The organism is Pseudomonas sp. OA65, assembly GCF_017498305.1.
Lineage (GTDB): Bacteria > Pseudomonadota > Gammaproteobacteria > Pseudomonadales > Pseudomonadaceae > Aquipseudomonas > Aquipseudomonas zanjanensis.
Window position 1 is genome coordinate 1 of sequence record NZ_JAGDEZ010000044.1, and the last position, 26,090, is coordinate 26,090.

General features: G+C 62.6%; 20 protein-coding genes and 3 tRNA genes. 21 read left to right on the forward strand and 2 right to left on the reverse strand.

Annotation, left to right across the window (positions count from 1 at the left end; all coding sequences use genetic code 11):
* Nucleotides 1-720: 720 nt before the first annotated feature.
* Together J3361_RS24970 and J3361_RS24975 are read left to right on the forward strand one after the other, a co-directional pair.
* Nucleotides 721-1,680 (forward strand): tRNA-dihydrouridine synthase, encoded by a 960-nt coding sequence (locus tag J3361_RS24970; protein ID WP_186707432.1) that lies wholly within the window; start codon nt 721-723, stop codon nt 1,678-1,680.
* 119 nt (nt 1,681-1,799) lie between these two features.
* Nucleotides 1,800-2,252 (forward strand): Hsp20 family protein, encoded by a 453-nt coding sequence (locus J3361_RS24975; RefSeq protein ID WP_053123476.1) that lies wholly within the window; start codon nt 1,800-1,802, stop codon nt 2,250-2,252.
* A 209-nt stretch (nt 2,253-2,461) separates the two neighbouring features.
* Here J3361_RS24975 and J3361_RS24980 read toward each other — a convergent pair whose 3' ends face one another.
* Both J3361_RS24980 and J3361_RS24985 read right to left on the reverse strand, forming a co-directional pair.
* On the reverse strand, nt 2,462-5,740 hold the full coding sequence (locus tag J3361_RS24980) for an EAL domain-containing protein (protein ID WP_207966794.1): 3,279 nt from the start codon (nt 5,738-5,740) through the stop codon (nt 2,462-2,464).
* Between the two features lie 71 nt (nt 5,741-5,811).
* Nucleotides 5,812-6,702, reverse strand: coding sequence for a LysR family transcriptional regulator (locus tag J3361_RS24985; RefSeq protein WP_207966795.1), 891 nt, complete (start codon nt 6,700-6,702; stop codon nt 5,812-5,814).
* Between the two features lie 157 nt (nt 6,703-6,859).
* Here J3361_RS24985 and leuC point away from each other — a divergent pair, with 157 nt between their 5' ends.
* The 19 genes from leuC to J3361_RS25080 all read left to right on the forward strand — a co-directional run bounded on the left by leuC (nt 6,860) and on the right by J3361_RS25080 (nt 26,023).
* Nucleotides 6,860-8,278, forward strand: a complete 1,419-nt coding sequence (gene leuC, locus J3361_RS24990) for a 3-isopropylmalate dehydratase large subunit (protein WP_003203866.1) — start codon at nt 6,860-6,862, stop codon at nt 8,276-8,278.
* 11 nt (nt 8,279-8,289) lie between these two features.
* A complete protein-coding gene (gene leuD / locus J3361_RS24995; protein ID WP_003203864.1) occupies nt 8,290-8,934 on the forward strand; it encodes a 3-isopropylmalate dehydratase small subunit in 645 nt (214 codons plus the stop codon).
* Nucleotides 8,935-9,072: 138 nt separating this feature from the next.
* Nucleotides 9,073-9,837, forward strand: a complete 765-nt coding sequence (locus J3361_RS25000) for a methyltransferase domain-containing protein (RefSeq protein WP_186707437.1) — start codon at nt 9,073-9,075, stop codon at nt 9,835-9,837.
* Nucleotides 9,838-9,903: 66 nt separating this feature from the next.
* The gene (gene leuB, locus J3361_RS25005) at nt 9,904-10,986 is read left to right on the forward strand and encodes a 3-isopropylmalate dehydrogenase (protein ID WP_207966796.1); all 1,083 of its coding nucleotides are present in this window, start codon (nt 9,904-9,906) and stop codon (nt 10,984-10,986) included.
* 54 nt (nt 10,987-11,040) lie between these two features.
* On the forward strand, nt 11,041-12,153 hold the full coding sequence (asd, locus tag J3361_RS25010) for an aspartate-semialdehyde dehydrogenase (RefSeq protein ID WP_207966797.1): 1,113 nt from the start codon (nt 11,041-11,043) through the stop codon (nt 12,151-12,153).
* Nucleotides 12,154-12,458: 305 nt separating this feature from the next.
* Nucleotides 12,459-13,469, forward strand: a complete 1,011-nt coding sequence (locus J3361_RS25015) for an aspartate-semialdehyde dehydrogenase (protein ID WP_207966798.1) — start codon at nt 12,459-12,461, stop codon at nt 13,467-13,469.
* A 210-nt stretch (nt 13,470-13,679) separates the two neighbouring features.
* Nucleotides 13,680-16,277, forward strand: a complete 2,598-nt coding sequence (locus J3361_RS25020) for a FimV family protein (protein WP_207966799.1) — start codon at nt 13,680-13,682, stop codon at nt 16,275-16,277.
* A 307-nt stretch (nt 16,278-16,584) separates the two neighbouring features.
* Entirely contained in the window at nt 16,585-17,409 is an 825-nt protein-coding gene (truA, locus tag J3361_RS25025; RefSeq protein ID WP_003203852.1) for a tRNA pseudouridine(38-40) synthase TruA, read from the forward strand.
* A 63-nt stretch (nt 17,410-17,472) separates the two neighbouring features.
* Nucleotides 17,473-18,096 (forward strand): phosphoribosylanthranilate isomerase, encoded by a 624-nt coding sequence (locus J3361_RS25030; RefSeq protein WP_207966800.1) that lies wholly within the window; start codon nt 17,473-17,475, stop codon nt 18,094-18,096.
* A gap of 265 nt (nt 18,097-18,361) precedes the next feature.
* A complete protein-coding gene (accD, locus tag J3361_RS25035; protein WP_003179765.1) occupies nt 18,362-19,282 on the forward strand; it encodes an acetyl-CoA carboxylase, carboxyltransferase subunit beta in 921 nt (306 codons plus the stop codon).
* The gene (gene folC, locus J3361_RS25040; protein ID WP_207966801.1) at nt 19,279-20,586 is read left to right on the forward strand and encodes a bifunctional tetrahydrofolate synthase/dihydrofolate synthase; all 1,308 of its coding nucleotides are present in this window, start codon (nt 19,279-19,281) and stop codon (nt 20,584-20,586) included. The genes accD and folC overlap by 4 nt, the downstream gene beginning before the upstream one ends.
* Entirely contained in the window at nt 20,570-21,244 is a 675-nt protein-coding gene (locus J3361_RS25045) for an SPOR domain-containing protein (RefSeq protein ID WP_207966802.1), read from the forward strand. Before folC ends, J3361_RS25045 begins: the two co-directional genes overlap by 17 nt.
* A gap of 89 nt (nt 21,245-21,333) precedes the next feature.
* Nucleotides 21,334-21,894, forward strand: coding sequence for a CvpA family protein (locus tag J3361_RS25050; protein WP_030142022.1), 561 nt, complete (start codon nt 21,334-21,336; stop codon nt 21,892-21,894).
* Between the two features lie 40 nt (nt 21,895-21,934).
* The gene (gene purF / locus J3361_RS25055; protein ID WP_207966803.1) at nt 21,935-23,440 is read left to right on the forward strand and encodes an amidophosphoribosyltransferase; all 1,506 of its coding nucleotides are present in this window, start codon (nt 21,935-21,937) and stop codon (nt 23,438-23,440) included.
* A 57-nt stretch (nt 23,441-23,497) separates the two neighbouring features.
* Nucleotides 23,498-24,709: an O-succinylhomoserine sulfhydrylase gene (locus J3361_RS25060; protein ID WP_207966804.1), complete on the forward strand. Its 1,212-nt coding sequence runs from the start codon at nt 23,498-23,500 to the stop codon at nt 24,707-24,709.
* A complete protein-coding gene (locus J3361_RS25065; RefSeq protein WP_207966805.1) occupies nt 24,706-25,479 on the forward strand; it encodes an SDR family oxidoreductase in 774 nt (257 codons plus the stop codon). The genes J3361_RS25060 and J3361_RS25065 overlap by 4 nt, the downstream gene beginning before the upstream one ends.
* A gap of 167 nt (nt 25,480-25,646) precedes the next feature.
* Nucleotides 25,647-25,722, forward strand: a tRNA-Val gene (locus tag J3361_RS25070).
* A 58-nt stretch (nt 25,723-25,780) separates the two neighbouring features.
* Nucleotides 25,781-25,857: transfer RNA gene (locus J3361_RS25075), tRNA-Asp, on the forward strand.
* An 89-nt stretch (nt 25,858-25,946) separates the two neighbouring features.
* A tRNA-Asp gene (locus tag J3361_RS25080) sits at nt 25,947-26,023 on the forward strand.
* Nucleotides 26,024-26,090: the final 67 nt, after the last annotated feature.

Sequence of the window (26,090 nt, forward strand, 5' to 3'; positions counted from 1 at the left end):
GCCCTGGACCCCCTGTGGGAGCGAGCTTGCTCGCGATGGCGGCAGCCCATCCAGCATCCCTGCAAACTGCCCCACCGCCATCGCGAGCAAGCTCGGCTCCCACAGGGATTGATGGTGGACTCCAATGCCATGATCGCCCTGGACCCCCTGTGGGAGCGAGCCTGCTCGCGAAGACGGCAGCACATCCAGCATCCCTGCAAACTGACCCACCGCCATCGCGAGCAAGCTCGGCTCCCACAGGGATTGATGGTGGACTCCAATGCCGTGAACACCTCGGAACCCTGTGGGAGCGGGCCTGCTCGCGAAGACGGCAGCCCATCCAGCATCCCTGCAAACTGACCCACCGCTTTCGCGAGCAAGCTCGGCTCCCACAGGGATTGATGGTGGACTCCAATGCCATGATCGCCCTGGACCCCCTGTGGGAGCGAGCCTGCTCGCGATGACGGCAGCACATCCAACATCCCTGCAAACTGACCCACCGCCATCGCGAGCAAGCTCGGCTCCCACAGGGATTGATGGTGGACTCCAATGCCGTGAACACCTCGGAACCCTGTGGGAGCGGGCTTGCTCGCGAAGACGGCAGCCCATCCAGCATCCCTGCAAACTGACCCGCTGCCATCGTGAGCAGGCTCGCTCCCACAGGGTTTGGTGGTGAATTCCAATGTCGTGGGTAAAATCCGGTAAACTGCCGCACGTTTTTTCGTTCGAGTGTGTGTTTCCATGCAAATTGCCCTGGCGCCCATGGAGGGGTTGGTCGACAACATCCTGCGGGACGTCCTGACCCGTGTTGGCGGTATCGACTGGTGTGTCACCGAGTTCATCCGCGTCAACGACCGTCTGCTCACGCCGGCCTATTTTCATAAGCTCGCTCCTGAGCTGCTGACCGGTGCCCAGACCGCTGCCGGCGTGCCGTTGCGGGTGCAGTTGCTCGGCTCCGATCCGGTATGCCTGGCGGAAAACGCCGCGTTGGCGTGTGAATTGGGCTCGGAGGTGATCGACCTGAACTTCGGTTGCCCGGCCAAGACCGTGAACAAATCCCGGGGCGGGGCGGTATTGCTCAAGGAACCGGAACTGCTTAACGAAATTGTCGAGCACGTGCGCCGCGCCGTGCCGAAACACATTCCCGTCACCGCCAAGATGCGCCTGGGTTTCGATAGCCCGGATGGCGCACTGGTCTGTGCCACGGCGTTGGCCGAAGGCGGCGCGGCGCACATCGTGGTGCATGCGCGGACCAAGGTTGATGGCTACAAGCCTCCGGCCCATTGGGAGTGGATCCCCCGTGTCCAGGAAGTGGTCAAGGTGCCGGTGTTCGCCAATGGCGATATCTGGAGTGTCGAGGATTGGCGCCGTTGCCGTGAAATCAGCGGTGTCGAGGACATCATGCTCGGTCGCGGCCTCGTTTCCCGCCCTGACTTGGCCCGGCAGATCGCCGCCGCCCGAGCTGGCGAAGAGGTGGTCGAGATGTCCTGGGCCGAGCTGCAACCGATGCTCCATGACTTCTGGGTGCAGGTGGTTGAGCAACTGACACCGCGCCAGGCGCCGGGCCGTCTGAAGCAGTGGCTGGCGATGTTGACCCGCAATTACCCCGAAGCGGTGGCACTGTTTACCGCCCTGCGCCGGGAAACCGACCTCGACGCGGTGGGGCATTTGCTGGGTGTTCAGCGCACCGAAGCCGCCTGAAAAAATTTCAAAAAAACCTCTTGAAAAGTTTTTGGCGAACCCTAGATAGGGGTTACGCGATGCCGAATTCGGGTCGCGGAGACAAAAAACCTTGCTGATTTTTTCAGGAGATTTGAATCATGAGTACTGCATTTTCGCTGGCCCCTCTGTTCCGTTCCTCGGTAGGCTTCGACCGTTTCAACGATTTGTTCGAAACCGCCCTGCGCAACGAACCAGGCAGCAGCTATCCACCCTACAACGTGGAAAAACATGGTGATGACGAGTACCGCATCGTGGTCGCCGCCGCCGGTTTCCAGGAAGAAGACCTGGACCTGCAAGTGGAAAAAGGTGTGCTGACCATCAGTGGCGGCAAGCGTGAAGCCAGCAACGACAGCGTCACCTTCCTGCACCAGGGCATTGCCCAGCGTGCGTTCAAGCTGTCCTTCCGGTTGGCGGACCATATCGAGATCAAGTCCGCTGGCCTGCGCAACGGTCTGTTGAGCATCGACCTGTTGCGGGTGGTTCCGGAAGAGGCGAAAGCCAAGCGCATCCCGATCAACGGTGCGCAGCAGCAACCTGCGCTGCAAAACTGAAGCATCGCAACTGAAGAAGGGCGCCAAATGGCGCCCTTCTTCATTTTGGAGTGATTGCCAGATTAATTGTGGCGGGGGGCTGTGGGAGCAAGGCTTGCCCGCGATAAAAGCGATGCGGTCCTTCAGATACCGAGTCAGCTGCAGTCGCGAGCAAGCTTTGCTCCCACATAACCCCTCTCGCCACAAGGGTTCCCCGCCGCGTTTCCATGTCACGGCAACAACCGCTCAAACGCCTCCAGCGGCAACGGCCGACTGTGCAGGTAACCCTGGTACAAATGGCAATCGAGCCCTTGCAGGAAGTGCAATTGCTCCAGGGTCTCCACGCCTTCGGCAATCATCACCAGGTTGAGGCTGCGGGCCATGGCGACGATGGCGCGGATGATTTCGGCGTCGTTGGGGTCGCTGGTGGCGTCGCGCACGAATGACTGGTCGATTTTCAGCGTGTCCACCGGCAGGCGCTTGAGGTAGGTCAGCGACGAATAACCGGTGCCGAAATCGTCCATGGCGAAGCTCACCCCCAGTTTTTTGAGCCGGCGCATCTTGGCGATGGTGTCGTCGAGGTTCTGGATAACGATGCCTTCGGTGATCTCCAGCTTCAGCAGCGAGCAAGGCAGGCCGTGGCTGGCCAGGCTGTTTTCGATGCGCTCGACGAAGTCACTCTGGCGGAATTGCCGTGGGCTGATGTTCACGCACAGGCTGAATCGCTGCGGGTCGATCTTGCCCTTGGCGATCAGTTGCTTGAAGCCGTCGCAGGCTTCATCGAGGATCCAGGTCCCGACTTCGAGGATCAGGCCGCTGTCTTCCAGCACTTTGATGAATTCATTGGGCGATTGGGCGCCGAGGTCCGGGTGATGCCAGCGTACCAAGGCTTCGGCGCCGATGATGCGATTGTCCCGGGCATCGACCTGGGGCTGGAAATGCACGCTGAACTCGCCACGGGCCAGGGCCTGGCGCAGGTCGGTTTCCATGCGCAGCCGTTCGCTGGCAGCTTTTTGCATGGTGGTGTGAAACATCTGCGAGGTGTTGCGTCCCGAATCCTTGGCACGGTACAGCGCAATATCCGCGCGCTTGAGCAAATCGGTGGGCGTGGAACCGTGGTCGGGGATCAGCGCGATGCCGATGCTAGGCGTGACCTGCAGGCGTTGGCCATCGAGAAACATGGGTTCCGAGAGCAGTTCACGCAGGGTGTCGGCCAGGGTCTGCACTTGCTTGCTGACCTGGCTGCGCGAGCCTTCCAGGCCGCTGAGCAAGACCACGAACTCGTCGCCGCCCAGGCGCGCGACGGTGTCTTCCAGGCGCACGCTGGCTTCCAGGCGTGCGGTGATGATTTTAAGCACGGTATCGCCCACCGGGTGACCGAGGGAGTCGTTGATGTGCTTGAAGTGGTCCAGGTCGAGAAACAGCAGAGCACCTCGCAAGTTGTGACGCTTGAGCAGGGCGATCTGCTGGCTCAGGCGGTCCATCAGCAAGGCCCGGTTGGGCAGGTTGGTCAGCGAGTCGTGATAGGCCAGGTGACGGATCTGGGCTTCAGCGTTGCGCAGCAGGCTGACGTCCCGGGCGGTCAATAGCAGGCACGCGGTTTCATTGAGGGTGATGGGCTCGACCGAGACTTCTACCGTGAGAATTTCCCCCCGTTTATTGCGCCCGAGCATTTCCTGGTGGATCACGCGGCCCTTGAGTTGCAGTTCGGCCAGCAGGGCGGCGCGCTGTTTTTCTTCGGCCCAGATACCCACCTCATGGACTGTACGCCCGATCACTTCATCGGCGCGGTAGCCGGTCAACCGACAAAAACCGTCGTTGACTTCCAGGTAGCGACCGCTTTCGAGCTCGGTGATGGTGATGGCGTCGGGGCTGGAATGAAACGCCTTGGCGAACTTCTCTTCACTGGCCTTGAGGGCGGCTTCGGAGCGTTGCTGCTGTGTAATGTCGCGCAAGGTCGTAACGATGCAGGGTTGGTTGCCAACGTTGATTTGCCGGCTGGAAATCACGCAGGTCAGCGGCTGGCCGTTCTTATGGTGAACGACGATGGCGACATTGTTCAGCGATTGTTCGCGGATCACCCGCTCGATGCGTTGCAGGCTGCTGCCCGAGGCATCCCAGAGGCCGATCTCGTCGGCATTGAGGCCATTGACGTCGCTGGCAGTCCAGCCGAAGGTCTGGGTGAAGCTGGAGTTGATCTCGAGGAATCGGCCGCTGTCCTGGTGAGTGACGCAGATCGGGTCGGGACTGACCTGGAACAGCGTGGCGAATTTCTCTTCCGAGGCGGCCAGGCTTTGTTCGCGCTCCACCTGGTCGGTGATGTCCAGCAAGGTCCCGGCCATGCGCAGGGGGCTGCCGTCGTCGTTGCGGTAGAGGCGGGCGCGGCTTTCCAGGTAGCGCGAGCTGCCGTCCGGCAGTTGCACGCGGTAGGTCAACTGGTAGTTGCCCGCCGGACCTTCGCGCAGGCTGCGATAGGCGTTGCGCATGTTGTTGCGTTCTTCGGTGGGGACCCCCTCGAAAAACGCATCGAACGATTCGTGGAACGGCTTGGGTTCCAGGCCATGGAGCTGCGCGGCCCGGGCCGAGCCGTAGAGCATGCCGCTGGGAATGTGCCAGTCCCAGGTGCCCAGTTGCGCCGAGTCGAGGGCCAGGTCCAGGCGTTCCTGGCTGTCCTTGAGGGCCTGTTCGGCGAGTTTGCGCTCGGTGGTGTCGAGGAACGTGCTCAGCAGGTACGGCTGGCCTTCGAGTTCGACTTTCTGCGCACTGAGAATCCCGTTATGGATCTGACCGTTACTGGCTCGGAACTCCACTTCCATGCTGATCAGCTCGCCCTTGGCTTTGGTCGCCTCCACCAGTTTCGCCCGCTGCTTGGGGTCAACCCACAAGCCCAGCTCCAGCGTGGTGCGGCCGACCACGTCATGCACCGGCCAACCGAACAGACTTTCGAAATACTGGTTGGCCTCGCTGATCAGGCCGTCTTCCTGGCGGGTCAGCAGGACCATGTTCGGGCACAGGTGAAAGAGCGTGGCGAAGCGTTTTTCCGAACTGCGCAGCGCCTGTTCCCGCTCGCGCTGATGGGTGATTTCGCGAATCACCCCGATCATGCGCGGCCGGCCGTGCTTGTCGGGCAGGACGCTGCCACTGATCTCCAGCCAGTGCAGGCTGCCGTCGGGCCAGACGATGCGATGGTGCATGGCCTGTTCCAGCGGCGCCCCGGCCACCGCCGCATGAAAGGCGCGCACGGCCCTGGCCCGGTCTTCGGGCAACAGCAGGTCGAGGTAGTCCACGTCCGCCGGCAACGGCTGGCGCGGATCGAAGCCGAACAGTGCCTGGGTGCCGCGGGACCAACTGATCCGTCCGCTCTCGATGTCCCACGACCAGGCGCCCAGCCGCGCGCCGTTCAGGGCGGCCAGCAACTGTGGCGCGCTGTCCCAGCTTTGCTCGGACCGCTTCGGGTCGAGCGCCTGGATGCGCGGCAGGGGCGGGAGATGGTCAGCGGGTTTGGGCATTTTTCTAGCGAGCCTTGAGCGGGTTTGGGCATTAAACACAAGCATTCAAGGCCCTACAGGCGCGGCACAACCTATGCCTTTGTCCCTGGCAAATCGATTTGTGCGTCCAGTAAGGCCATGAAAGCCCGTGCGGCGTTCGATAGCGTCCGTTCGGTGTGCAAGATATAGCCTAGCTGGCGACTGAGCTGTATGCCTGGCAAAGGAATGCGCGCGACCTGTTCATCGAGCATGGTGCGCGGCAGAACGCTCCAGGCCAGGCCGATGGAGACCATCATCTTTATGGTTTCCAGATAATTCGTGCTCATGGCGATGTTCGGCGTCAGGCCCTGGGCCTCGAACAATCGTTGCACGATGTGATGGGTAAAGGTGTTGCCCCCCGGGAATACCGCCGGATGCAAGGCGATGTCCGCCAGGCTCACCGCGCCGTTTTCCAGCAAGGCATGCTCCGGGGCGACGACGAAATCCAAGGGGTCGTCCCACACCGGCGTAGCCCGTACCAGCGTGTGGGGTTCGGGAGCGAGGGTGATGACGGCCAGTTCCGCCCGGCCATGGAGGATTTCTTCGTAGGCCACTTCCGAATCCAGGAACTGGATGTCCAGCGCCACCTGGGGATAGCGCCGGGTGAACTCTCTCAATAAAGGCGGCAGGCGGTGCAGGCCGATGTGGTGGCTGGTGGCGAGGGTCAGGCGCCCGGTCACTTCGCCGGTCAGGTTGGTCAGGGCGCGGCGGGTGTCGTCGAGCACGTTGAGGATCTGATAAGCCCGTGGCAACAGGGCCCGGCCGGCCTCGGTCAGGCCCACTTCACGGCCCAGGCGGTCGAACAGGCGCACCTTGAGCTGCTGCTCAAGACCGGCAATGCGCTTGCTAATGGCCGGCTGTGTCAGGTGCAGGCGTTCGCCGGCGCCGGAGAAACTGCCCGTCTCGGCGATGGCAATAAAAGCATTGAGGTTGGCGAGGTCCATGGCGGTTCCGGTCAGATTCCAGTTGGTTATGCAAAGTATGAAAAATATGAATTTGAGTTATTTAATGTAACCCCATAGGATCAGCCTCACAAGCCAAGGGGTTATTGATTCGTTCAAGGCCCGGGGCATAGAAACAAGCTGATGAGGAAACCGTCTGATGGCCGGCAAAACGCTCTACGACAAGCTCTGGGATTCGCATTTGGTCAAGCAGCGCGACGATGGCTCGGCGCTGATCTACATCGACCGTCACATCATTCACGAAGTGACGTCGCCGCAGGCCTTCGAAGGCCTGCGCCTGGCCGGGCGCAAGCCGTGGCGCATCGATGCCAACATCGCGACCCCGGACCACAACGTACCGACCACGCCGGAGCGCAAGGGCGGCATCGAAGCGATTGCCGACCAGGTCTCGCGCCTGCAAGTCCAGACCCTCGACGATAACTGTGACGAATACGGCATCGTCGAATTCAAGATGAACGATGTGCGCCAGGGCATCGTCCACGTCATCGGCCCGGAGCAGGGCGCGACCTTGCCCGGCATGACCGTGGTCTGCGGCGACTCGCACACCTCGACCCACGGTGCTTTCGGCGCCTTGGCCCATGGCATCGGTACCTCCGAGGTGGAGCATGTGCTCGCCACCCAGTGCCTGGTCGCCAAGAAAATGAAAAACATGCTGGTGCGCGTCGAGGGCAAGTTGCCGTTCGGCGTGACCGCCAAGGACATCGTCCTGGCCGTGATCGGCAAGATCGGCACCGCCGGCGGTAACGGCCATGCCATCGAGTTCGCCGGCAGCGCGATCCGCGATTTGTCCGTCGAAGGCCGCATGACCATCTGCAACATGTCCATCGAGGCCGGCGCCCGTGTCGGCCTGGTGGCTGCCGATGAAAAAACCGTGGAATACGTCAAGGGCCGTCCGTTCTCGCCAAAAGGCGCGGAATGGGACATGGCGGTCGAGGCCTGGAAAGACCTGGTTTCCGACGCCGATGCCAAGTTCGACACCGTGGTCGAGCTCGACGCGACGCAGATCAAGCCGCAAGTCAGCTGGGGCACTTCCCCGGAAATGGTTTTGGCCGTGGACCAGAACGTACCGGATCCGGCCAAGGAAATGGACTTGGTCAAGCGCGACTCCATCGTCCGCGCCTTGAAGTACATGGGCTTGAGCGCCAACCAGGCGATCACCGACATTCAGCTCGACCGCGTGTTCATCGGTTCCTGCACCAACTCGCGGATCGAAGACCTGCGCGCCGCTGCGGTGATCGCCAAGGGCCGCAAGGTGGCCTCGACCATCAAGCAGGCCATCGTGGTGCCGGGCTCGGGCTTGGTGAAGGCCCAGGCCGAAGCGGAAGGGCTGGACAAGATTTTCCTCGAGGCCGGTTTCGAGTGGCGTGAGCCAGGGTGCTCGATGTGCCTGGCGATGAATCCCGATCGCCTGGAGTCGGGCGAGCATTGCGCCTCCACCTCCAACCGTAACTTCGAAGGCCGTCAAGGCGCCGGTGGCCGTACGCACCTGGTGAGCCCGGCCATGGCCGCCGCGGCCGCCGTAAACGGCCGTTTCGTCGACGTCCGCGAATTGATCTGAAGGAGCGCAGCATGAAAGCTTTTACCCAGCACACCGGTCTTGTCGCGCCTTTGGATCGTGCCAACGTCGACACCGACCAGATCATTCCCAAGCAGTTCTTGAAGTCCATCAAGCGCACCGGTTTTGGCCCGAACCTGTTCGACGAATGGCGCTACCTGGATGTCGGCCAGCCGTACCAGGACAACTCCAAGCGGCCGCTGAACAAGGATTTCGTGCTCAACGCCGAGCGCTACCAGGGCGCCAGCGTGTTGCTGGCCCGGGAGAACTTCGGCTGCGGTTCGAGCCGCGAGCACGCGCCATGGGCCCTGGAAGAATACGGTTTCCGCAGCATCATCGCGCCGAGCTACGCCGACATCTTCTTCAACAACAGCTTCAAGAACGGCTTGCTGCCGATCATCCTCAGCGATGCTGACGTGGATGAACTGTTCCAGCAGGTCGAGGCCAACCCCGGCTATCAATTGCAGATCGACCTGGCTGCCCAGACCGTGACCCGTCCCGACGGCAAGGTGCTGGGTTTCGAGATCGACGCGTTCCGCAAGCATTGCCTGCTCAATGGCCTGGATGACATCGGCCTGACCTTGCAGGACGGCGAGGCGATTGCCGCGTTCGAGGCCAAGCACCGGGCGAGCCAGCCTTGGTTGTTTCGCGATGCTTGATTTGCGTAAGGCATAACGACGTCTTCGCGAGCAGGCTCGCTCCCACATTGGATTTGCGGTGTTCACAAAACTCCTGTGGGAGCGAGCCTGCTCGCGAAGAGGCCCGCCCAGGCAACACAACACCAAAAGGAAGTCCCCATGACCAGCACCGCCCACAGTCAGGTTGTACAAAAGCAATTCGGTGAACAGGCCTCAGCCTACCTGAGCAGTGCCGTGCACGCCCAGGGCGCTGAATTCGCGCTGCTACAGGCTGCCTTGGCCGGTCGTGGCGATGCCCGTGTGCTGGACCTGGGGTGCGGCGCTGGTCATGTGAGTTTCCACGTGGCACCGCTGGCCGGTGAGGTGGTGGCTTATGATTTGTCCCAGCAGATGCTTGACGTGGTCGCCACGGCGGCGGCCGAGCGTGGCCTGGGCAACATCAGCACGGTTCGTGGCGCCGCCGAGCGCCTGCCGTTCGCCGACGCTGAGTTCGACTTCGTGTTCAGCCGTTATTCGGCGCATCATTGGAGCGACCTCGGCCTGGCGCTGCGGGAAGTGCGACGGGTGCTCAAGCCGGGCGGGGTGATGGCGTTCATCGACATCCTGTCGCCGGGCATGCCGTTGCTGGACACCTACCTGCAAAGCATTGAAGTGCTGCGCGACACCAGCCATGTGCGCGATTATTCCGCCGACGAATGGTTGCGCCAGGTCAGCGACGCGGGGTTGCACACCCGCAGCACCTCGCGCCAGCGCCTGCGCCTGGAGTACCGCTCCTGGGTCGAACGCATGCGCACGCCCGAGGTCATGCGTGCGGCGATCCTGCAGCTGCAGCGTTCGATGGGCGACGAAGTGCGTGAATATTTTGAGATTGAGGCCGATGGTTCGTTCAGTACAGATGTACTGGTGCTGTGGGCCGAGCGATAGCATTTTTCCCGGCCCGGCCTTGGCTACGAAGCCCCGGCCCGTGTCGACAGAGCAAATGAGGAAAGCATGAGCAAGCAGATTCTGATTCTCCCAGGTGATGGCATTGGTCCGGAAATCATGGCCGAGGCGGTCAAGGTCCTGGAACTGGCGAACGACAAGTACGGCCTGGGCTTCGAGCTCAGCCACGACGTGATCGGCGGCGCCGCCATCGACAAGCACGGCGTGCCGCTGGCCGATGAAACCCTGGACCGTGCCCGTGCTGCCGATGCCGTGCTGCTGGGCGCCGTGGGCGGCCCGAAATGGGACAAGATCGAACGCGACATCCGTCCTGAGCGCGGCTTGCTGAAGATCCGTGCGCAACTGGGCCTGTTCGGCAACCTGCGTCCGGCGATTCTTTACCCGCAACTGGCCGATGCCTCGAGCCTGAAGCCGGAAATCGTCTCGGGCCTGGACATCCTCATCGTCCGTGAGCTGACCGGCGGTATCTACTTCGGCGCCCCGCGTGGCACCCGTGAGCTGGAAAACGGCGAGCGCCAGGCCTACGACACCCTGCCGTACAGCGAAAGCGAAATCCGCCGTATCGCCCGGGTCGGCTTCGACATGGCCCGCGTGCGTGGCAAGAAGCTGTGCTCGGTGGACAAGGCCAACGTGCTGGCTTCCAGCCAACTGTGGCGTGAAGTGGTCGAGCAGGTGGCCCAGGATTACCCGGACATCGAGCTGAGCCACATGTACGTCGACAACGCCGCCATGCAACTGGTGCGTGCGCCGAAGCAATTCGACGTGATCGTCACCGACAACATGTTCGGCGACATCCTGTCCGACGAAGCGTCGATGCTCACCGGTTCCATCGGCATGCTGCCGTCGGCCTCCCTGGACGCCAACAACAAGGGCATGTACGAGCCGTGCCACGGTTCAGCGCCGGACATCGCCGGGCAAGGAATTGCCAACCCATTGGCGACCATCCTGTCGGTGTCGATGATGCTGCGCTACAGCTTCAACTTGAACGATGCCGCCGACGCGATCGAAAAAGCCGTCAGCGTGGTCTTGGACCAAGGCTTGCGCACTGGTGATATCTGGTCGCAAGGTTGTACCAAAGTCGGTACGCAGCAAATGGGCGATGCAGTAGTCGCGGCGCTGCGGAATCTGTAATCTTTCGGGCCCACCGCTTCGACGGTGGCCCACTTTTGTATAGGTGTAGTTGCGATGAAACGTGTAGGTCTGATCGGTTGGCGCGGCATGGTCGGTTCCGTGCTCATGCAGCGAATGCTGGAAGAGCAGGATTTCGATCTCATTGAGCCGGTGTTCTTCACCACTTCCAACGTTGGTGGCCAGGGCCCGTCCGTGGGCAAGGACACCGGTGTGCTCAAGGATGCCTACAGCGTCGAAGAGCTCAAGACCCTCGACGTCATCCTGACCTGCCAGGGCGGCGACTACACCAGCGAAGTATTCCCCAAGCTGCGTGAAGCCGGCTGGCAGGGTTACTGGATCGACGCCGCTTCCAGCCTGCGCATGCAGGACGACGCGGTGATCATCCTCGACCCGGTGAACCGCAAGGTCATCGACCAGCAGCTGGACGCGGGCACCAAGAACTACATCGGCGGCAACTGCACCGTCAGCCTGATGCTGATGGGCCTGGGCGGGCTGTTCGAAGCCGGGCTGGTGGAATGGATGAGCGCCATGACCTACCAGGCGGCGTCCGGTGCCGGCGCGCAGAACATGCGTGAGCTGATCAAGCAGATGGGCGCGACCCACGCCGCCGTCGCCGATGACCTGGCCAACCCGGCCAGCGCCATCCTCGACATCGACCGCAAGGTCGCCGAGGCGATGCGCAGCGATGCCTACCCGACCGAGAACTTCGGCGTGCCGCTGGCCGGCAGCCTGATTCCTTGGATCGACAAGGAGCTGCCTAACGGTCAGAGCCGTGAAGAATGGAAGGCCCAGGCCGAAACCAACAAGATCCTGGGTCGCTTCAAGAGCCCGATCCCGGTGGACGGCATCTGCGTGCGCATCGGCGCCATGCGCTGCCACAGCCAGGCGCTGACCATCAAGCTGAACAAAGACGTGCCGATCGCCGACATCGAAGGCCTGATCAGCCAGCACAACCCTTGGGTCAAGCTGGTGCCGAACAATCGCGAGACCAGCATGCAGGAGCTGAGCCCGACCAAGGTCACCGGCACCCTGAATGTACCGGTGGGCCGTCTGCGCAAACTGAACATGGGTTCGCAATTCGTCGGTGCCTTCACCGTCGGCGACCAACTGCTGTGGGGCGCGGCCGAACCGCTGCGCCGCATGCTACGGATCCTGCTCGAGCGTTGATCGATTGCGGCTGTGAAAGAGCCCGTGCCTTGTGAGAGGCGCGGGTTTTTTTATGGAGCTGGATGTATAGGATCAATTGTGGGAGCGGGCTTGCTCGCGAAAGCAGAGTGTCAGTCACTAGTTTTTAGCTGGCACACCGCATTCGCGAGCAAGCCCCACATTGGATCTTCAGTGGTCACAAAACCTGTGGGAGCGAGCCTGCTCGCGAAGAGGTCGGCACAATCACCACAGGTTTTCCTGCCAATTGCTTGCCCACCCACCACCCGGTAAAGTGCCGCTCCCCACGTTTTACCTGAGGTAGACCCATGAGCCAGTCCTTTGATATTGCCGTGATCGGCGCCACCGGTACTGTCGGCGAAACCCTCGTCCAGATTCTCGAAGAACGGGACTTCCCGGTCGGCAACCTGCACCTGCTGGCCAGCAGCGAATCGGCAGGTAGCTCGGTGATGTTTCGCAATAAAAACGTGCGGGTACGCGAGGTCGACGAATTCGATTTCAGCAAAGTCCAACTGGTGTTCTTCGCCGCCGGCCCGGCGGTGACCCTGAGTTTCGCCCCGCGAGCCACGGCGGCCGGCTGCGCGCTGATCGATTTGTCCGGTGCGTTGCCGCCCGAGCAGGCGCCGCAGATCGTGCCGGAAGCCAACGCCCAGGTCCTGGCTGGCCTGGGCAAGCCGTTTCAGGTCAGCAGCCCCAGCGCATCGGCCACAGCCTTGGCGGTGGTGCTCGCACCGCTGCGCGAATGCCTGGATCTGCAGCGCATCAGCCTGACCGCCAGCCTCGCGGTATCGGCCCAGGGGCGCGTGGCCGTGAGCGAGCTGGCGCGCCAGACCGCCGAGCTGCTCAACGCCCGTCCGCTGGAACCGAAATTCTTTGACCGGCAGATGGCGTTCAACCTGTTGGCCCAGGTCGGCGCGCCGGACGAACAGGGCCATACGTCGCTGGAAAAGCGCCTGGTCCGCGAGTTGCGCCAGGTGTTGGATCAACCTTTGTTAAAGATTTCCGTCACTTGCATTCAAGCCCCGGTGTTTTTTGGCGATAGCTTTAGCGTGGCCGTGCAGTCCGCCAAGGCCGTCGACCTGGCCAAGGTCAACGCGGCCTTGGAAGCGGCGCCTGGCATCGAGCTGGTGGAGGCGGGCGACTACCCGACTGCGGTGGGTGATGCAGTGGGCCAGGATGTGGTCTACGTTGGTCGGGTACGGGGTGGGATCGACGATCCGGCTGAACTGAATATGTGGTTGACGTCAGATAACGTGCGCAAGGGTGCAGCGCTCAATGCTGTACAGGTGGCTGAGTTGTTGATTAAAGACTTGCTGTAAAAGATACTTGGCGTCAATTTGTCGAATGATTCTAGCTGGGCGCTATGCTTGGTCGGAATGCTGAAGGCGAACATCCCTCTGGGCGGCTTTCCCGGGGCATGAGTGAAATGATCGCGCGCACCGTCGCTTCGGGGCTGCGCGCAATGCCTTACGGCAGCGGCATCAATACCTTCTCGCTGGCCGAGGAATGTTCAAACAAAGGAAGAGGCTATGGTTCAAGTTCGCAAACTGGTGTTAGCAATAGCGGCCGCCTCGGCGCTGTCCTCCGGTATGGCGCAAGCGCTCGGGCTCGGGGAATTGACCCTCAAGTCGCCGCCGAACCAGCCCCTGGTGGCCGAAATCGAACTGCTCGATGTTCAGCAACTGACTGCCGCCGAAGTGGTGCCGAGCCTGGCTCCTCCCGAAGAATTCGCCAAGGCGGGCATTGATCGCCAAGCCTTTCTCAGCGACCTGAGCTTTACCCCGGTGATCAACGCCAACGGCAAGAGTGTCCTGCGAGTCACATCCAGCCGGCCGCTGTCCGAACCGATGGTCAAGTTCCTGGTGCAGGTGATGTGGCCCAACGGCCGCCTGCTGCGCGACTATAGCGTGCTGCTCGATCCTTCCAAATTCTCGCCACAGGCCGCCGATGCCGCCCGGGCGAAACCGCCCCAGGTCGTGTCCACGCCGGTCACCGGGGCCACCAAGCCTTCCCAGTACACCACCACGCCGCGCGATACCCTGTGGGAAATCGCCGCGAAGGTGCGCAACGGTGGGTCGGTCCAGCAAACCATGCTGGCGATCCAGGCGTTGAACCCGAACGCGTTCATCAATGGCAACATCAACCTGCTCAAGACCGGCCAGGTGTTGCGCCTGCCTGACCCGGTACAAAGCACAGCGTTGCCGCAACCCCAGGCCATTGCCGAAGTGGCGGCGCAGAACGCCGCCTGGCGCTCGGGGCGTCGTAGCGTGGCGGGTGCAGGCAAGCAGCAATTGGACGCCACCAAGCGTGGCCGTGGTGAAGGCGCGCCGGCCCAGGCGGCCGGTCGCGACAACTTGAGCCTGGTGTCGGCCGATGCGGCGAAGGCGGGCGGCAAGGGCGCTGCCGGCGATGCCCAGGCGCTTTCCAACAAGCTGGCGGTTACCCAGGAAAGCCTCGATTCGGCGCGCCGGGATAACGAAGAGCTGAAAAGCCGCATGGCGGATCTGCAGAGCCAACTGGACAAGCTGCAACGCCTGATCGAGCTGAAGAACAATCAACTGGCCAAGATGCAGGCTGAAGGTGTCGCCGTTCCGCCTGCGGGCGAGGCACCTGCTGGCGAGGCGCCTCCGGCGATGTCCGCTGAGCTGACCCCTGCGCCAGCGCCACAGGCCCCGGCGGCTGCACCCACGCCGGCCCCGGAAGCGACCCCGCCTGCCTCAGCGGTCGAGCCGACGCCTGCTGCGTCCAACGAGCAAAAATACAACGACTTGCTGACCAATCCGATCCTGTTGGGTTTGATTGGCGGCGGTGCGTTGCTCCTGCTGTTGTTGCTGCTGTTGCTCGCCCGTCGCCGCAAGGCCCAACAGGAAGCGGAAAAGCATTTGCGCATGGCCCGAGCCCTCGAGGAGGAGGCCGACTTCTCCCCGGAGCTGGATCTGCCCCCGAGCAGCTTCGAGGGCATTGATGTTCCACCGCCTAGCGTAAAACTCGAGCCAAAACCCGCACCGGCCCCTGCGCCAGTGCCCAAGCCAGCCCCGGTGGTCGAGCCTGTGGTGGTCACGCCACCTATCGCCGCGCCATTGGTGGCACCGGCCGCCGAGCGCTCCGACGACGTGCTGCCCCAGGCCCAGTCCCATATCGACCGAGGTCGCTTGAACCAGGCCGCCGACCTGCTCGAACAGGGCATCAAGGCCGAGCCCCAGCGTAGCGACCTGCGCCTGAAGCTGATGGAAGTCTACGGCCAACAGGGTGACCGCGACGCCTTTGTCGCCCAGGAGCGCCAATTGGTGGCCAATGGCGACAACTTCGCCCAGGTCGAACAGCTGAAAAGCCGTTTCCCGGCCATGGTGGTCGCGACCACCGCTGGCCTGGCCGCTGCGGCCGTTGCGGCAGAACTGGACGCGCAGTACGTCAAGGACCTGCTGGAAGACAAGTCGCCGACCGACGAGGAACTGGACAGCGCCTTCGACCTGAGCCTGGATGACCTGGAAACGACCCCGGTCACGCCGGCACCGGAGCCTGTCGCCGAACTGGACGCATTCCCGGAAGACGATGACCTGAGCTTCGAGTCGGTGCTCAAGCAGCAGACCGAGGCCAACGAAAGCCTGGACGACTTGTCGGAATTCGACCTGGACCTGGGGGCCGATGCGCCGACGCCGATCCCGGCGCTCGACGATGAAGACTTCCTGCTGGATCTGGACGACGACCTCAAGGGCCTGGATGTGCCTGCGACTGAGACGCCAGCCTTGGCCGATACGCCGGCCGACGATCTCGAGCTGCCGGCGGATTTCGATCTGTCCCTCGCGGATGAGATGGACGCCCCTGATCAGCCCAAGGATGCCTTCGAGTCCGAGCTGGACGACGTCAACGCCGAGCTGGATCGCCTGTCCGACAGTCTGGGCCAGCCGACCTTCACCGCCGAAGATGCTCTGGTCGGCGCTGAAGACGAACCGGACTTCGACTTCCTCAGCGGCACCGATGAGGTGGCGACCAAGCTCGATCTGGCCCAGGCCTACATCGACATGGGCGACAACGACGGCGCCCGCGACATCCTCGGCGAAGTCCTCAGCGAAGGCGATGCGACCCAGAAGAGCGAAGCGCAGGAAATGTTGTCGCGCTTGGCGTGAGATTGTCGGGTTCAAGCCGATAGGTGTGGGAGCGGGCTTGCTCGCGAAGGCAATGTGTCAGGCGACATCAATGTTGACTGTACCGCCGTCTTCGCGAGCAAGCCCGCTCCCACATTGGTTTGCGGCGTTCACAAACCCTTGTGGGAGCCGAGCTTGCTCGGGCGGCGATCCGACGATGACGCCAGTCGATCCAGTCCCGGGTTACCGGTTGCACTGGCATCCCGCCCCGCCGGCCTTATAATGCCCGCCTTTGCGTACTTCAGCAGGCTGTAATTTCTTGGCAAACATAGACAACCCGGCCGCCGAAATGGCGGCCGACGGCTTTTTCCGGATCGCCTTGGGCGTTGAATACAAAGGCTCGCGCTACCGTGGTTGGCAGCGCCAGGCGTCCGGTGTATTGACGGTGCAGGAAACCCTCGAAAACGCGCTGTCCAAAGTCGCCGACTCGCCCGTGTCGCTGCATTGCGCCGGCCGTACCGATGCCGGCGTGCATGCCTGCGGCCAGGTGGTGCATTTCGACACCCAGGTCGAGCGTTCGATGAAGGCCTGGGTCATGGGCGCCAACATCAACTTGCCCCACGACGTCAGCGTTAGCTGGGCCAAGGTGATGCCGGCGCATTTCCATGCGCGGTTCAAGGCCATCGCCCGGCGTTACCGCTACGTGATCTACAACGACCAGATCCGCCCGGCGCACCTGAACGAAGAAATCACCTGGAACCATCGCCCGCTGGACGTCGAGCGCATGGCCGAGGCGGCGCAATACCTGGTCGGCGTCCATGACTTCAGCGCCTTCCGTGCCGGCCAGTGCCAGGCCAAGTCGCCGATCAAGGAGTTGCATCACCTGCGAGTGACCCGTCACGGCAAGATGATCGTGCTCGACATCCGCGCCAGTGCCTTCCTCCACCACATGGTGCGCAACATTGCCGGCGTGCTGATGACCATCGGCGCTGGCGAGCGGCCGGTGGAGTGGATCAAGGAGGTGCTCGATAGTCGTATCCGCCGTTCCGGTGGTGTCACGGCGCACCCGTTTGGCTTGTACCTGGTACAGGTCGAATATCGCGATGAATTCGAGCTGCCAGAGCGATACATCGGGCCACATTTCCTCACGGGCTTCTCGGAACTCGACGGCTGACGCCCCCCGCAGCATTTGTTACCATCCGGGACTTTCACGGATTTGCCTGAGGTTTTACTCACCATGCCGGTCGTTCGCAGCAAGATTTGCGGGATCACCCGCGTCGAGGACGCGTTGGCGGCGGTCGAGGCCGGGGCCGATGCCATCGGGCTGGTGTTCTACGCCCAGAGTCCACGGGCGGTGACGGTGCAGCAGGCGCGGGCGATCATCCAGGCCCTGCCGCCGTTCGTGACCCCGGTGGGGTTGTTCGTCAATGCCAGTCGTTGCGAGCTGGGCGAAATCCTCGATGCGGTGCCGCTGGGCCTGTTGCAGTTCCATGGCGATGAAGTTCCGGCCGATTGCGAAGGCTGGCATCGTCCGTACATCAAGGCGTTGCGGGTCAAGGCCGGTGACGACATCGCCGCCGCTTGCGACGCCTTTGCCAGTGCCAGCGGCATTTTGTTGGACACCTATGTGGAAGGCGTGCCCGGTGGTACTGGCGAAGCGTTCGACTGGTCGCTGGTGCCACGAGGCTTGAGCAAGCCGATCATCCTGGCCGGTGGCCTGACGGCGGAAAACGTCGCCGCGGCCATTCGCCAGGTTCGCCCTTACGCGGTGGACGTGAGCGGCGGGGTGGAGCAGGGCAAGGGCATCAAGGATCCGGCAAAGATTCGTGCGTTCATGGCTGCTGTTCGCAACAGCCAGTAGTCAATGTGACGGCTGGCAGACTGCCGCCGTCCATACCTGCACTGTACAAAGCAGGCAGGCACCACCTTCGGGTGGGCCGATAACGTAGGGGCAACCGCAGTGCAGCGGTTGCCGGGATGGTTGAGGAGATTGGGCTGTACGCAGGTCATGTTTCGCGCTGACCGTGGTGGCCGTTCGATCCTCGCCGCACAATGAATTTAGCTCAAGGGCATACGCGGGGCCGCGAACCAGAGCGTTCGGGCCGCCGGTACTGGAGAAAGAAAGCATGAGCAACTGGTTGGTAGACAAACTGATCCCTTCGATCATGCGTTCCGAGGTGAAGAAAAGCTCGGTGCCCGAAGGTCTGTGGCACAAATGTCCATCCTGTGAGGCGGTGCTGTACCGTCCCGAGCTGGAAAAAACCCTGGACGTTTGCCCCAAGTGCAACCACCACATGCGCATCGGTGCGCGTGCCCGTATCGATATTTTCCTCGACGCAGAAGGCCGCGTGGAGCTGGGGGCCGACCTGGAACCAGTGGATCGCCTGAAATTCCGCGACGGCAAGAAGTACAAGGATCGCCTGACCGCAGCCCAGAAGCAGACCGGTGAAAAAGACGCCCTGGTATCCATGAGCGGCACCTTGCTGGGCATGCCGGTGGTGGTCTCGGCTTTCGAATTCTCCTTCATGGGCGGTTCCATGGGCGCCATCGTCGGCGAGCGTTTCGTTCGCGCCGCCAACCATGCCCTGGAAAACCGTTGCCCGATGATCTGCTTCGCCGCTTCCGGCGGTGCGCGGATGCAGGAAGCGCTGATTTCCCTGATGCAAATGGCCAAGACCTCCGCGGTGTTGGCGCGTTTGCGTGAAGAAGGCATTCCGTTCATCTCGGTGCTGACCGATCCCGTCTACGGTGGTGTTTCCGCCAGTCTGGCGATGCTGGGCGACGTGATCGTCGGCGAGCCGAAAGCCCTGATCGGTTTTGCCGGGCCGCGTGTGATCGAGCAGACCGTGCGTGAAAAACTGCCGGAAGGCTTCCAGCGCAGTGAATTCCTGTTGGAGCACGGCGCCATCGACATGATCATCCATCGTCAGGAGCTGCGTCCGCGCCTGGGCAACCTGCTGGCGCAACTGATGGGGCTGCCGACGCCGAAGTTCGTCGCCGCACCGATCGAGCCGATCGTCGTTCCGCCAGTGCCTGCCGGGCTATGACCCAACGCACCCTGGGCGACTGGCTTGCCTACCTCGAGCAGTTGCATCCAACGGCCATCGACATGGGGCTGGAGCGCTCGCGAACGGTAGCGTCCCGCATGGGACTGGCCAAGCCGGCGCCCCGGGTCATCACCGTCACCGGCACCAACGGCAAGGGTTCGACCTGCGCCTTCGTGGCTTCGCTGCTGCGGGCCCAGGGGCTGAGCGTCGGTGTCTACAGCTCGCCGCACCTGCTGCGCTATAACGAGCGGGTGCAGGTAAACGGCGTCGAAGCCACTGACGCCCAGCTGTGCGAAGCCTTTGCCGCGGTGGAAGCCGGGCGAGGCGATACAACCCTCACCTATTTCGAAATGGGCACCCTGGCGGCGTTCTGGTTGTTTGCCCGTGCCGGTCTCGACGCGGTCGTGCTGGAAGTCGGCCTGGGCGGGCGCCTGGATACGGTCAACCTGGTGGACGCAGACATTGCGTTGGTCACCAGCATTGGCGTGGACCATGCCGATTACCTGGGCGATACCCGCGAATCCGTGGCCTTCGAGAAGGCCGGCATCTTTCGCCAGGGGGCGCCTGCACTCTGTGGCGATCTCAATCCTCCCCAGTCATTGCTGGACAAGGTTCGTGAGCTGAGCTGCCCGTTCTTTTTGCGGGGGCGGGACTTCGACCTGGCGATGACCGAGCAGCATTGGCAGTGGCGCGGCACTGACCTGCGCGGCAATCCGGTGGAATTACGCGACCTGCCGCTGCTGGACCTGCCGATGGAAAACGCCGCACTGGCGCTCCAGGCCTACCTGTTGCTGGGCTTGCCCTGGGAGGCCGGGCACATTGTCCAGGCGTTGCAGGCGACCCGTGTGGTCGGGCGCCTCGATCGCCGTCAGTTCGATTGGCAAGGCAAGCGCCTGAACCTGTTGCTGGACGTCGGCCATAACCCCCATGCGGCGCAGTACCTGGCCGAGCGCCTGGCCCGACGGCCCGTGGCGGGGCGGCGCCTGGCCGTGTTCGGGCTGCTGTCCGACAAGGATCTGGATGGCGTTGTCGAGGCGTTGAATGCTAGTGTCCAGCACTGGGCGGTGACGCCGCTGGATTCGCCGCGCTCGCGTACGGCGGCTGAGTTACAGGAAGCCTTGCAGCGTCACGGCGCCCCAGTGCAAACCTACGCCAGCGTGGCTGCTGCCCTGGAAGGGCAGTGCGAGCTGGCGACAGCCGATGACGAAATCCTGCTGTTCGGATCATTTTTTTGTGTTGCCGAGGCCCTTCAATGGTTGGCCCGGCGCTCCACGGAGGAAGCTGCAGATGGCATTGCTGGATAAGGCGTACAAGCAGCGCATGGTCGGGGCCCTGGTGTTGGTGGCCCTGGCGGTGATTTTTCTGCCGATGCTGTTTTCCCGTCAGGACGAGCAGCGCCAGGTCACGGTCGACGCGCCGGCCGCGCCCCAGGCGCCTTCGGTGCCGCCCGTGCAGGTCGAGCCCGTGGTCGTGCCTGAGCCCCAGGCGTTGCCCCAAGAGCCTGTGCCAAGCGACGAGGAGCTGGCTGAGCAACCTGTCGCGCCTTCCACGCCGATTGCGCCCGCACCGGCTCCTGTGCCAACTCCTGCCGCACCGAGCAAACCGGCTGTGGCACCCGTGCCTGTTCCAGCGGCACCGGCGGTCAAGCCGGCCCCGAGCCAGCCGATCACCGCTGCTCCGACCAAGCCGGACACAACCCAGAGTCGTGTGGACGCTAATGGCCTGTCGGTCAGTTGGTCGGTGCAACTGGCCAGCCTGACCAGTCGCGAAAGTGCCGAGAACCTGCAGAAAACCCTGCGCAGCCAGGGCTATAACGCCTACATCCGTTCCGCCGACGGCAAGAACCGGGTGTTTGTCGGTCCGCTGATCGAGCGCGCCGAGGCTGACCGCCTGCGTGACCTGCTCAGCCGCCAGCAGAACCTCAAGGGTTTTGTGGTGCGCTTCCAGCCAGAGCGTGGTTAACAGCGATTTTGCTGATTTGAATCACGCAGCTTACCGACAGCCCTGCGCTCTGCTAAAATGCGCCGCCTTATCCGTCTGTAGGCTGCACCGTGCCATTTACCTGGGTTGACTGGGCGATCGTTGCGATCGTCGCCATCTCCGCATTGATCAGTCTGAGCCGAGGCTTCGTCAAGGAAGCCCTCTCGCTGCTGACCTGGATCATCGCGGGAGTCGTCGCCTGGATGTTTGGTGGTTCGCTGTCCCAGTACCTCGCCGGATACATCGAAACTCCCTCGGCCCGCGTGATCGCGGGCTGTGCCATCTTGTTTATCGCCACCTTGCTGGTGGGCGCAATGATCAATTATCTGATCGGCGAACTGATTCGCGTCACCGGGCTTTCCGGGACGGACCGGTTCCTGGGCATGGCCTTCGGCGCGGCGCGTGGCGCGTTGCTGGTGGTCGTGGCCGTCGGGCTCTTGAGCCTGGGGCCGGTGCAGCAGGATACGTGGTGGCAGGAGTCCCGGCTCGTGCCACAATTTCTATTGGTCGCAGACTGGTCCAAAAACCTGATCCTGGGTTGGAGTAGTCAGTGGCTTGCCAGCGGTATCAGCGTACCCGCTGAAATACCGTTCAAGGAACACCTCTTGCCGACGGCCAAAACGCCGCAGTAAGTGTGTTCAGTTCAGATCCATTAAGTAGGGGTTGCGTCGCATGTGTGGCATCGTCGGTATCGTCGGTAAGTCGAACGTCAATCAGGCGCTGTATGACGCGCTAACCGTGCTCCAGCACCGCGGCCAGGACGCTGCCGGTATCGTGACCAGCCATGACGGCCGGTTATTCCTGCGCAAGGACAACGGCCTGGTGCGCGACGTGTTCCACCAGCGCCACATGCAGCGCCTGGTCGGCCACATGGGTATCGGCCATGTGCGCTACCCGACCGCGGGCAGCTCGACGTCGGCTGAAGCCCAGCCGTTCTACGTCAACTCGCCTTACGGCATCACCCTGGCGCACAACGGCAACCTGACCAACGTCGAGCAACTGGCCAAGGAGATCTACGAATCTGACTTGCGCCACGTCAACACCAGTTCCGACTCGGAAGTGATGCTCAACGTGTTCGCCCATGAACTGGCTCAGCGCGGCAAGCTGCAGCCGACCGAAGAAGACGTGTTCGCCGCCGTGACCGACGTGCACAACCGTTGCGTCGGCGGCTACGCCGTGGTGGCGATGATCACCGGCTACGGCATCGTCGGTTTCCGCGATCCCCACGGCATCCGCCCGATCGTGTTCGGCCAGCGTCACACCGACGAAGGTGTCGAGTACATGATCGCCTCGGAAAGCGTGTCCCTGGACGTGCTGGGCTTCACCCTGATCCGCGACCTGGCCCCGGGCGAAGCGGTCTACATCACTGAAGACGGCAAGCTGCACACCCGTCAGTGCGCGACCAACCCGTCCCTGACCCCGTGCATCTTCGAGCACGTCTACCTGGCCCGTCCGGACTCGATCATCGACGGTGTCTCGGTCTACAAGGCGCGCCTGCGCATGGGCGAGAAACTGGCCGACAAGATCCTGCGCGAGCGTCCGGAGCACGACATCGATGTGGTCATCCCGATCCCGGACACCAGCCGCACCGCGGCCCTGGAACTGGCGAACCATCTGGGCGTGAAGTTCCGCGAAGGCTTCGTGAAAAACCGCTACATCGGCCGGACCTTCATCATGCCCGGCCAGGCCGCACGGAAAAAATCCGTACGCCAGAAGCTCAACGCCATCGAACTGGAATTCCGCGGCAAGAACGTGATGCTGGTGGATGACTCCATCGTCCGTGGCACCACCTGCAAGCAGATCATCCAGATGGCCCGTGAAGCCGGCGCCAAGAACGTGTATTTCTGCTCCGCGGCCCCGGCCGTACGCTACCCGAACGTCTACGGCATCGACATGCCGAGTGCCCATGAGCTGATCGCTCATAACCGCACCACCCAGGACGTGGCCGACCTGATCGGTGCCGACTGGTTGATCTACCAGGACCTGCCGGACCTGATCGAAGCGGTGGGCGGCGGCAAGATCAAGATCGAGCAGTTCGATTGCGCGGTCTTCGACGGCAAGTACGTCACCGGCGACATCGACGAGGTCTACCTGAACAGGATCGAGAACGCCCGTAACGATGCGTCCAAGGCCAAGACCCAGGCGGTCAGTGCGATCATCGATCTGTACAACAACTGAGTCACCAACCGGCCCCGAGGGGCCGGTTTGCGTTTAACCGATTAAAGGAGTGACAGCATGAGTCAGGATTGGGATGCCGGTCGACTGGACAGCGACCTTGAAGGCGTAGCGTTCGATACCCTGGCGGTTCGCGCGGGTCAGCACCGTACACCGGAAGCCGAACATGGCGATCCGATGTTCTTTACCTCCAGCTACGTGTTCCGCACCGCTGCCGATGCGGCGGCGCGGTTTGCCGGCGAGGTGCCGGGCAACGTCTACTCGCGCTACACCAACCCGACCGTGCGGGCCTTCGAGGAGCGCATCGCCGCTCTGGAAGGCGCCGAGCAAGCCGTGGCGACCGCCACCGGCATGGCCGCGATCATGGCTGTGGTGATGAGCTTTTGCAGTGCCGGCGATCACGTGCTGGTATCGCGCAGTGTCTTCGGTTCGACCATCAGCCTGTTCGAAAAGTACTTCAAGCGTTTCGGTGTGGAAGTCGATTACGTGCCCCTGGCGGACCTTTCCGCTTGGGATGCTGCCATCAAGGCCAATACCAAGCTGCTTTTCGTCGAGTCGCCTTCCAACCCCCTGGCCGAACTGGTGGACATCGCCGCACTGGCGGAAATCGCCCACGCCAAGGGCGCCATGCTGGTGGTCGATAACTGCTTCTGCACCCCCGCGCTGCAGCAACCGCTGAAGCTGGGCGCGGACGTGGTGGTGCATTCGGCAACAAAGTTCATCGACGGCCAGGGCCGTTGCATGGGCGGCGTGGTGGCTGGTCGTGGCGAGCAGATGAAAGAAGTGGTGGGTTTCCTGCGCACCGCCGGGCCGACCCTCAGCCCGTTCAACGCCTGGGTCTTCCTCAAGGGCCTGGAAACCCTCGGCCTGCGCATGAAAGCCCATTGCGCCAACGCCCAGGCCCTGGCCGAGTGGCTGGAACAACAGGACGGCATCGAAAAAGTGCATTACGCCGGCCTCAAGAGCCATCCGCAACATGACCTGGCCTTGCGTCAGCAGCGCGGTTTCGGCGCCGTGGTGAGCTTCGAGGTCAAGGGTGGCAAGGAGGGCGCCTGGCGCTTCATCGATGCGACCCGATTGATTTCCATCACGGCCAACCTGGGCGACAGCAAGACCACCATCACCCACCCGAGCACCACCTCCCATGGTCGCCTGTCGCCCCAAGAGCGTGAATCGGCGGGTATTCGTGACAGCCTGATCCGCGTCGCGGTCGGCCTGGAAGATGTAGCGGACCTGCAAGCCGACCTGGCCCGCGGGTTGGCGGCCTTGTGATCGAGCTGGCGACGCCGCCGAGCGGCACTCATGGCCGGGTTGCACTGGTTACGGGCGCCGCACGGGGCATCGGCCTGGGTATCGCTGCCTGGCTGATCTGTGAGGGCTGGCAGGTGGTGCTGACCGACCTGGACCGCGAGCGCGGTTCCAAGGTGGCAAAGACCCTGGGCGACAACGCCTGGTTCATCGCGATGGACGTGGCGGACGAAGGGCAGGTCGCCACCGGTATCGCCGAAGTGCTCGGGCAGTTTGGACGGCTCGACGCGCTGGTGTGCAACGCGGCCATCGCCGACCCGCACAACATCACCCTGGAAAGCCTGGACCTGGCTTATTGGAATCGGGTCCTGGCGGTAAACCTGGGTGGGCCGATGCTGCTGGCCAAGCACTGTGCGCCGTATCTGCGCGCCCACAACGGCGCCATTGTCAATCTGGCCTCGACCCGCGCCGCGCAATCGGAACCCGACACCGAGGCCTATGCGGCGAGCAAGGGCGGCCTGTTGGCCCTGACTCATGCCCTGGCAATCAGCCTTGGGCCGGAGATCCGGGTCAACGCTGTCAGCCCCGGCTGGATCGATGCGCGAGATCCGTCCCAACGTCGCGCGCAACCCCTGACCGATGCCGATCACGCCCAGCATCCTGCCGGCAGGGTCGGTACGGTAGAGGACGTAGCGGCGATGGTGGCGTGGCTGTTGTCGCGCAATGCCGGTTTTGTCACGGGGCAGGAGTTCGTGGTGGACGGTGGCATGACCAAGAAAATGATTTATGAATAAGTAGCAGCTGCAAGTGGCGAGCGACAAGCTGCAAGCGATTGGTGCTGCTGACGCTTCTGACTTGCAGCTTGAAGCTTGCCGCTCGAAGCTGTTTTTGAAAAAAACTCAATCCTGCTATTGACTTAGCTTCGGTACCTGCGTAAATTTCGCGGCCTCAACGAAGCAAAGGGTGATTAGCTCAGCTGGGAGAGCGTCTGCCTTACAAGCAGAATGTCGGCGGTTCGATCCCGTCATCACCCACCATGTTTTACGAGAGTTTTGCGAAAGCAAGACGGAAGCTGTCAAAAGCCTCCACCGACGCGCAGCGGTAGTTCAGTCGGTTAGAATACCGGCCTGTCACGCCGGGGGTCGCGGGTTCGAGTCCCGTCCGCTGCGCCATATTTTCCGAAGCAGGTTCGCCTGGTTCGAGATCCAGACCCAAGGGTTTTGATCAGACGAGTTAACTGGACGCAAGTCCATAGCGATACGCAGCGGTAGTTCAGTCGGTTAGAATACCGGCCTGTCACGCCGGGGGTCGCGGGTTCGAGTCCCGTCCGCTGCGCCATATCTGCTTCGAGGCCCACTGAACGCCTTGAAGCTAGGAAGCAAGCTGCAAAGCTACTTCTAGTCGA

Coding starts and splice junctions, on each gene's coding strand:
- J3361_RS24970 (WP_186707432.1), top strand. CDS start 721: ATGCAAATTGCCCTGGCGCCCATGGAGGGGTTGGTCGACAACATCCTG.
- J3361_RS24975 (WP_053123476.1), top strand. CDS start 1,800: ATGAGTACTGCATTTTCGCTGGCCCCTCTGTTCCGTTCCTCGGTAGGC.
- J3361_RS24980 (WP_207966794.1), bottom strand. CDS start 5,740: ATGCCCAAACCCGCTGACCATCTCCCGCCCCTGCCGCGCATCCAGGCG.
- J3361_RS24985 (WP_207966795.1), bottom strand. CDS start 6,702: ATGGACCTCGCCAACCTCAATGCTTTTATTGCCATCGCCGAGACGGGC.
- leuC (WP_003203866.1), top strand. CDS start 6,860: ATGGCCGGCAAAACGCTCTACGACAAGCTCTGGGATTCGCATTTGGTC.
- leuD (WP_003203864.1), top strand. CDS start 8,290: ATGAAAGCTTTTACCCAGCACACCGGTCTTGTCGCGCCTTTGGATCGT.
- J3361_RS25000 (WP_186707437.1), top strand. CDS start 9,073: ATGACCAGCACCGCCCACAGTCAGGTTGTACAAAAGCAATTCGGTGAA.
- leuB (WP_207966796.1), top strand. CDS start 9,904: ATGAGCAAGCAGATTCTGATTCTCCCAGGTGATGGCATTGGTCCGGAA.
- asd (WP_207966797.1), top strand. CDS start 11,041: ATGAAACGTGTAGGTCTGATCGGTTGGCGCGGCATGGTCGGTTCCGTG.
- J3361_RS25015 (WP_207966798.1), top strand. CDS start 12,459: ATGAGCCAGTCCTTTGATATTGCCGTGATCGGCGCCACCGGTACTGTC.
- J3361_RS25020 (WP_207966799.1), top strand. CDS start 13,680: ATGGTTCAAGTTCGCAAACTGGTGTTAGCAATAGCGGCCGCCTCGGCG.
- truA (WP_003203852.1), top strand. CDS start 16,585: ATGGCGGCCGACGGCTTTTTCCGGATCGCCTTGGGCGTTGAATACAAA.
- J3361_RS25030 (WP_207966800.1), top strand. CDS start 17,473: ATGCCGGTCGTTCGCAGCAAGATTTGCGGGATCACCCGCGTCGAGGAC.
- accD (WP_003179765.1), top strand. CDS start 18,362: ATGAGCAACTGGTTGGTAGACAAACTGATCCCTTCGATCATGCGTTCC.
- folC (WP_207966801.1), top strand. CDS start 19,279: ATGACCCAACGCACCCTGGGCGACTGGCTTGCCTACCTCGAGCAGTTG.
- J3361_RS25045 (WP_207966802.1), top strand. CDS start 20,570: ATGGCATTGCTGGATAAGGCGTACAAGCAGCGCATGGTCGGGGCCCTG.
- purF (WP_207966803.1), top strand. CDS start 21,935: ATGTGTGGCATCGTCGGTATCGTCGGTAAGTCGAACGTCAATCAGGCG.
- J3361_RS25060 (WP_207966804.1), top strand. CDS start 23,498: ATGAGTCAGGATTGGGATGCCGGTCGACTGGACAGCGACCTTGAAGGC.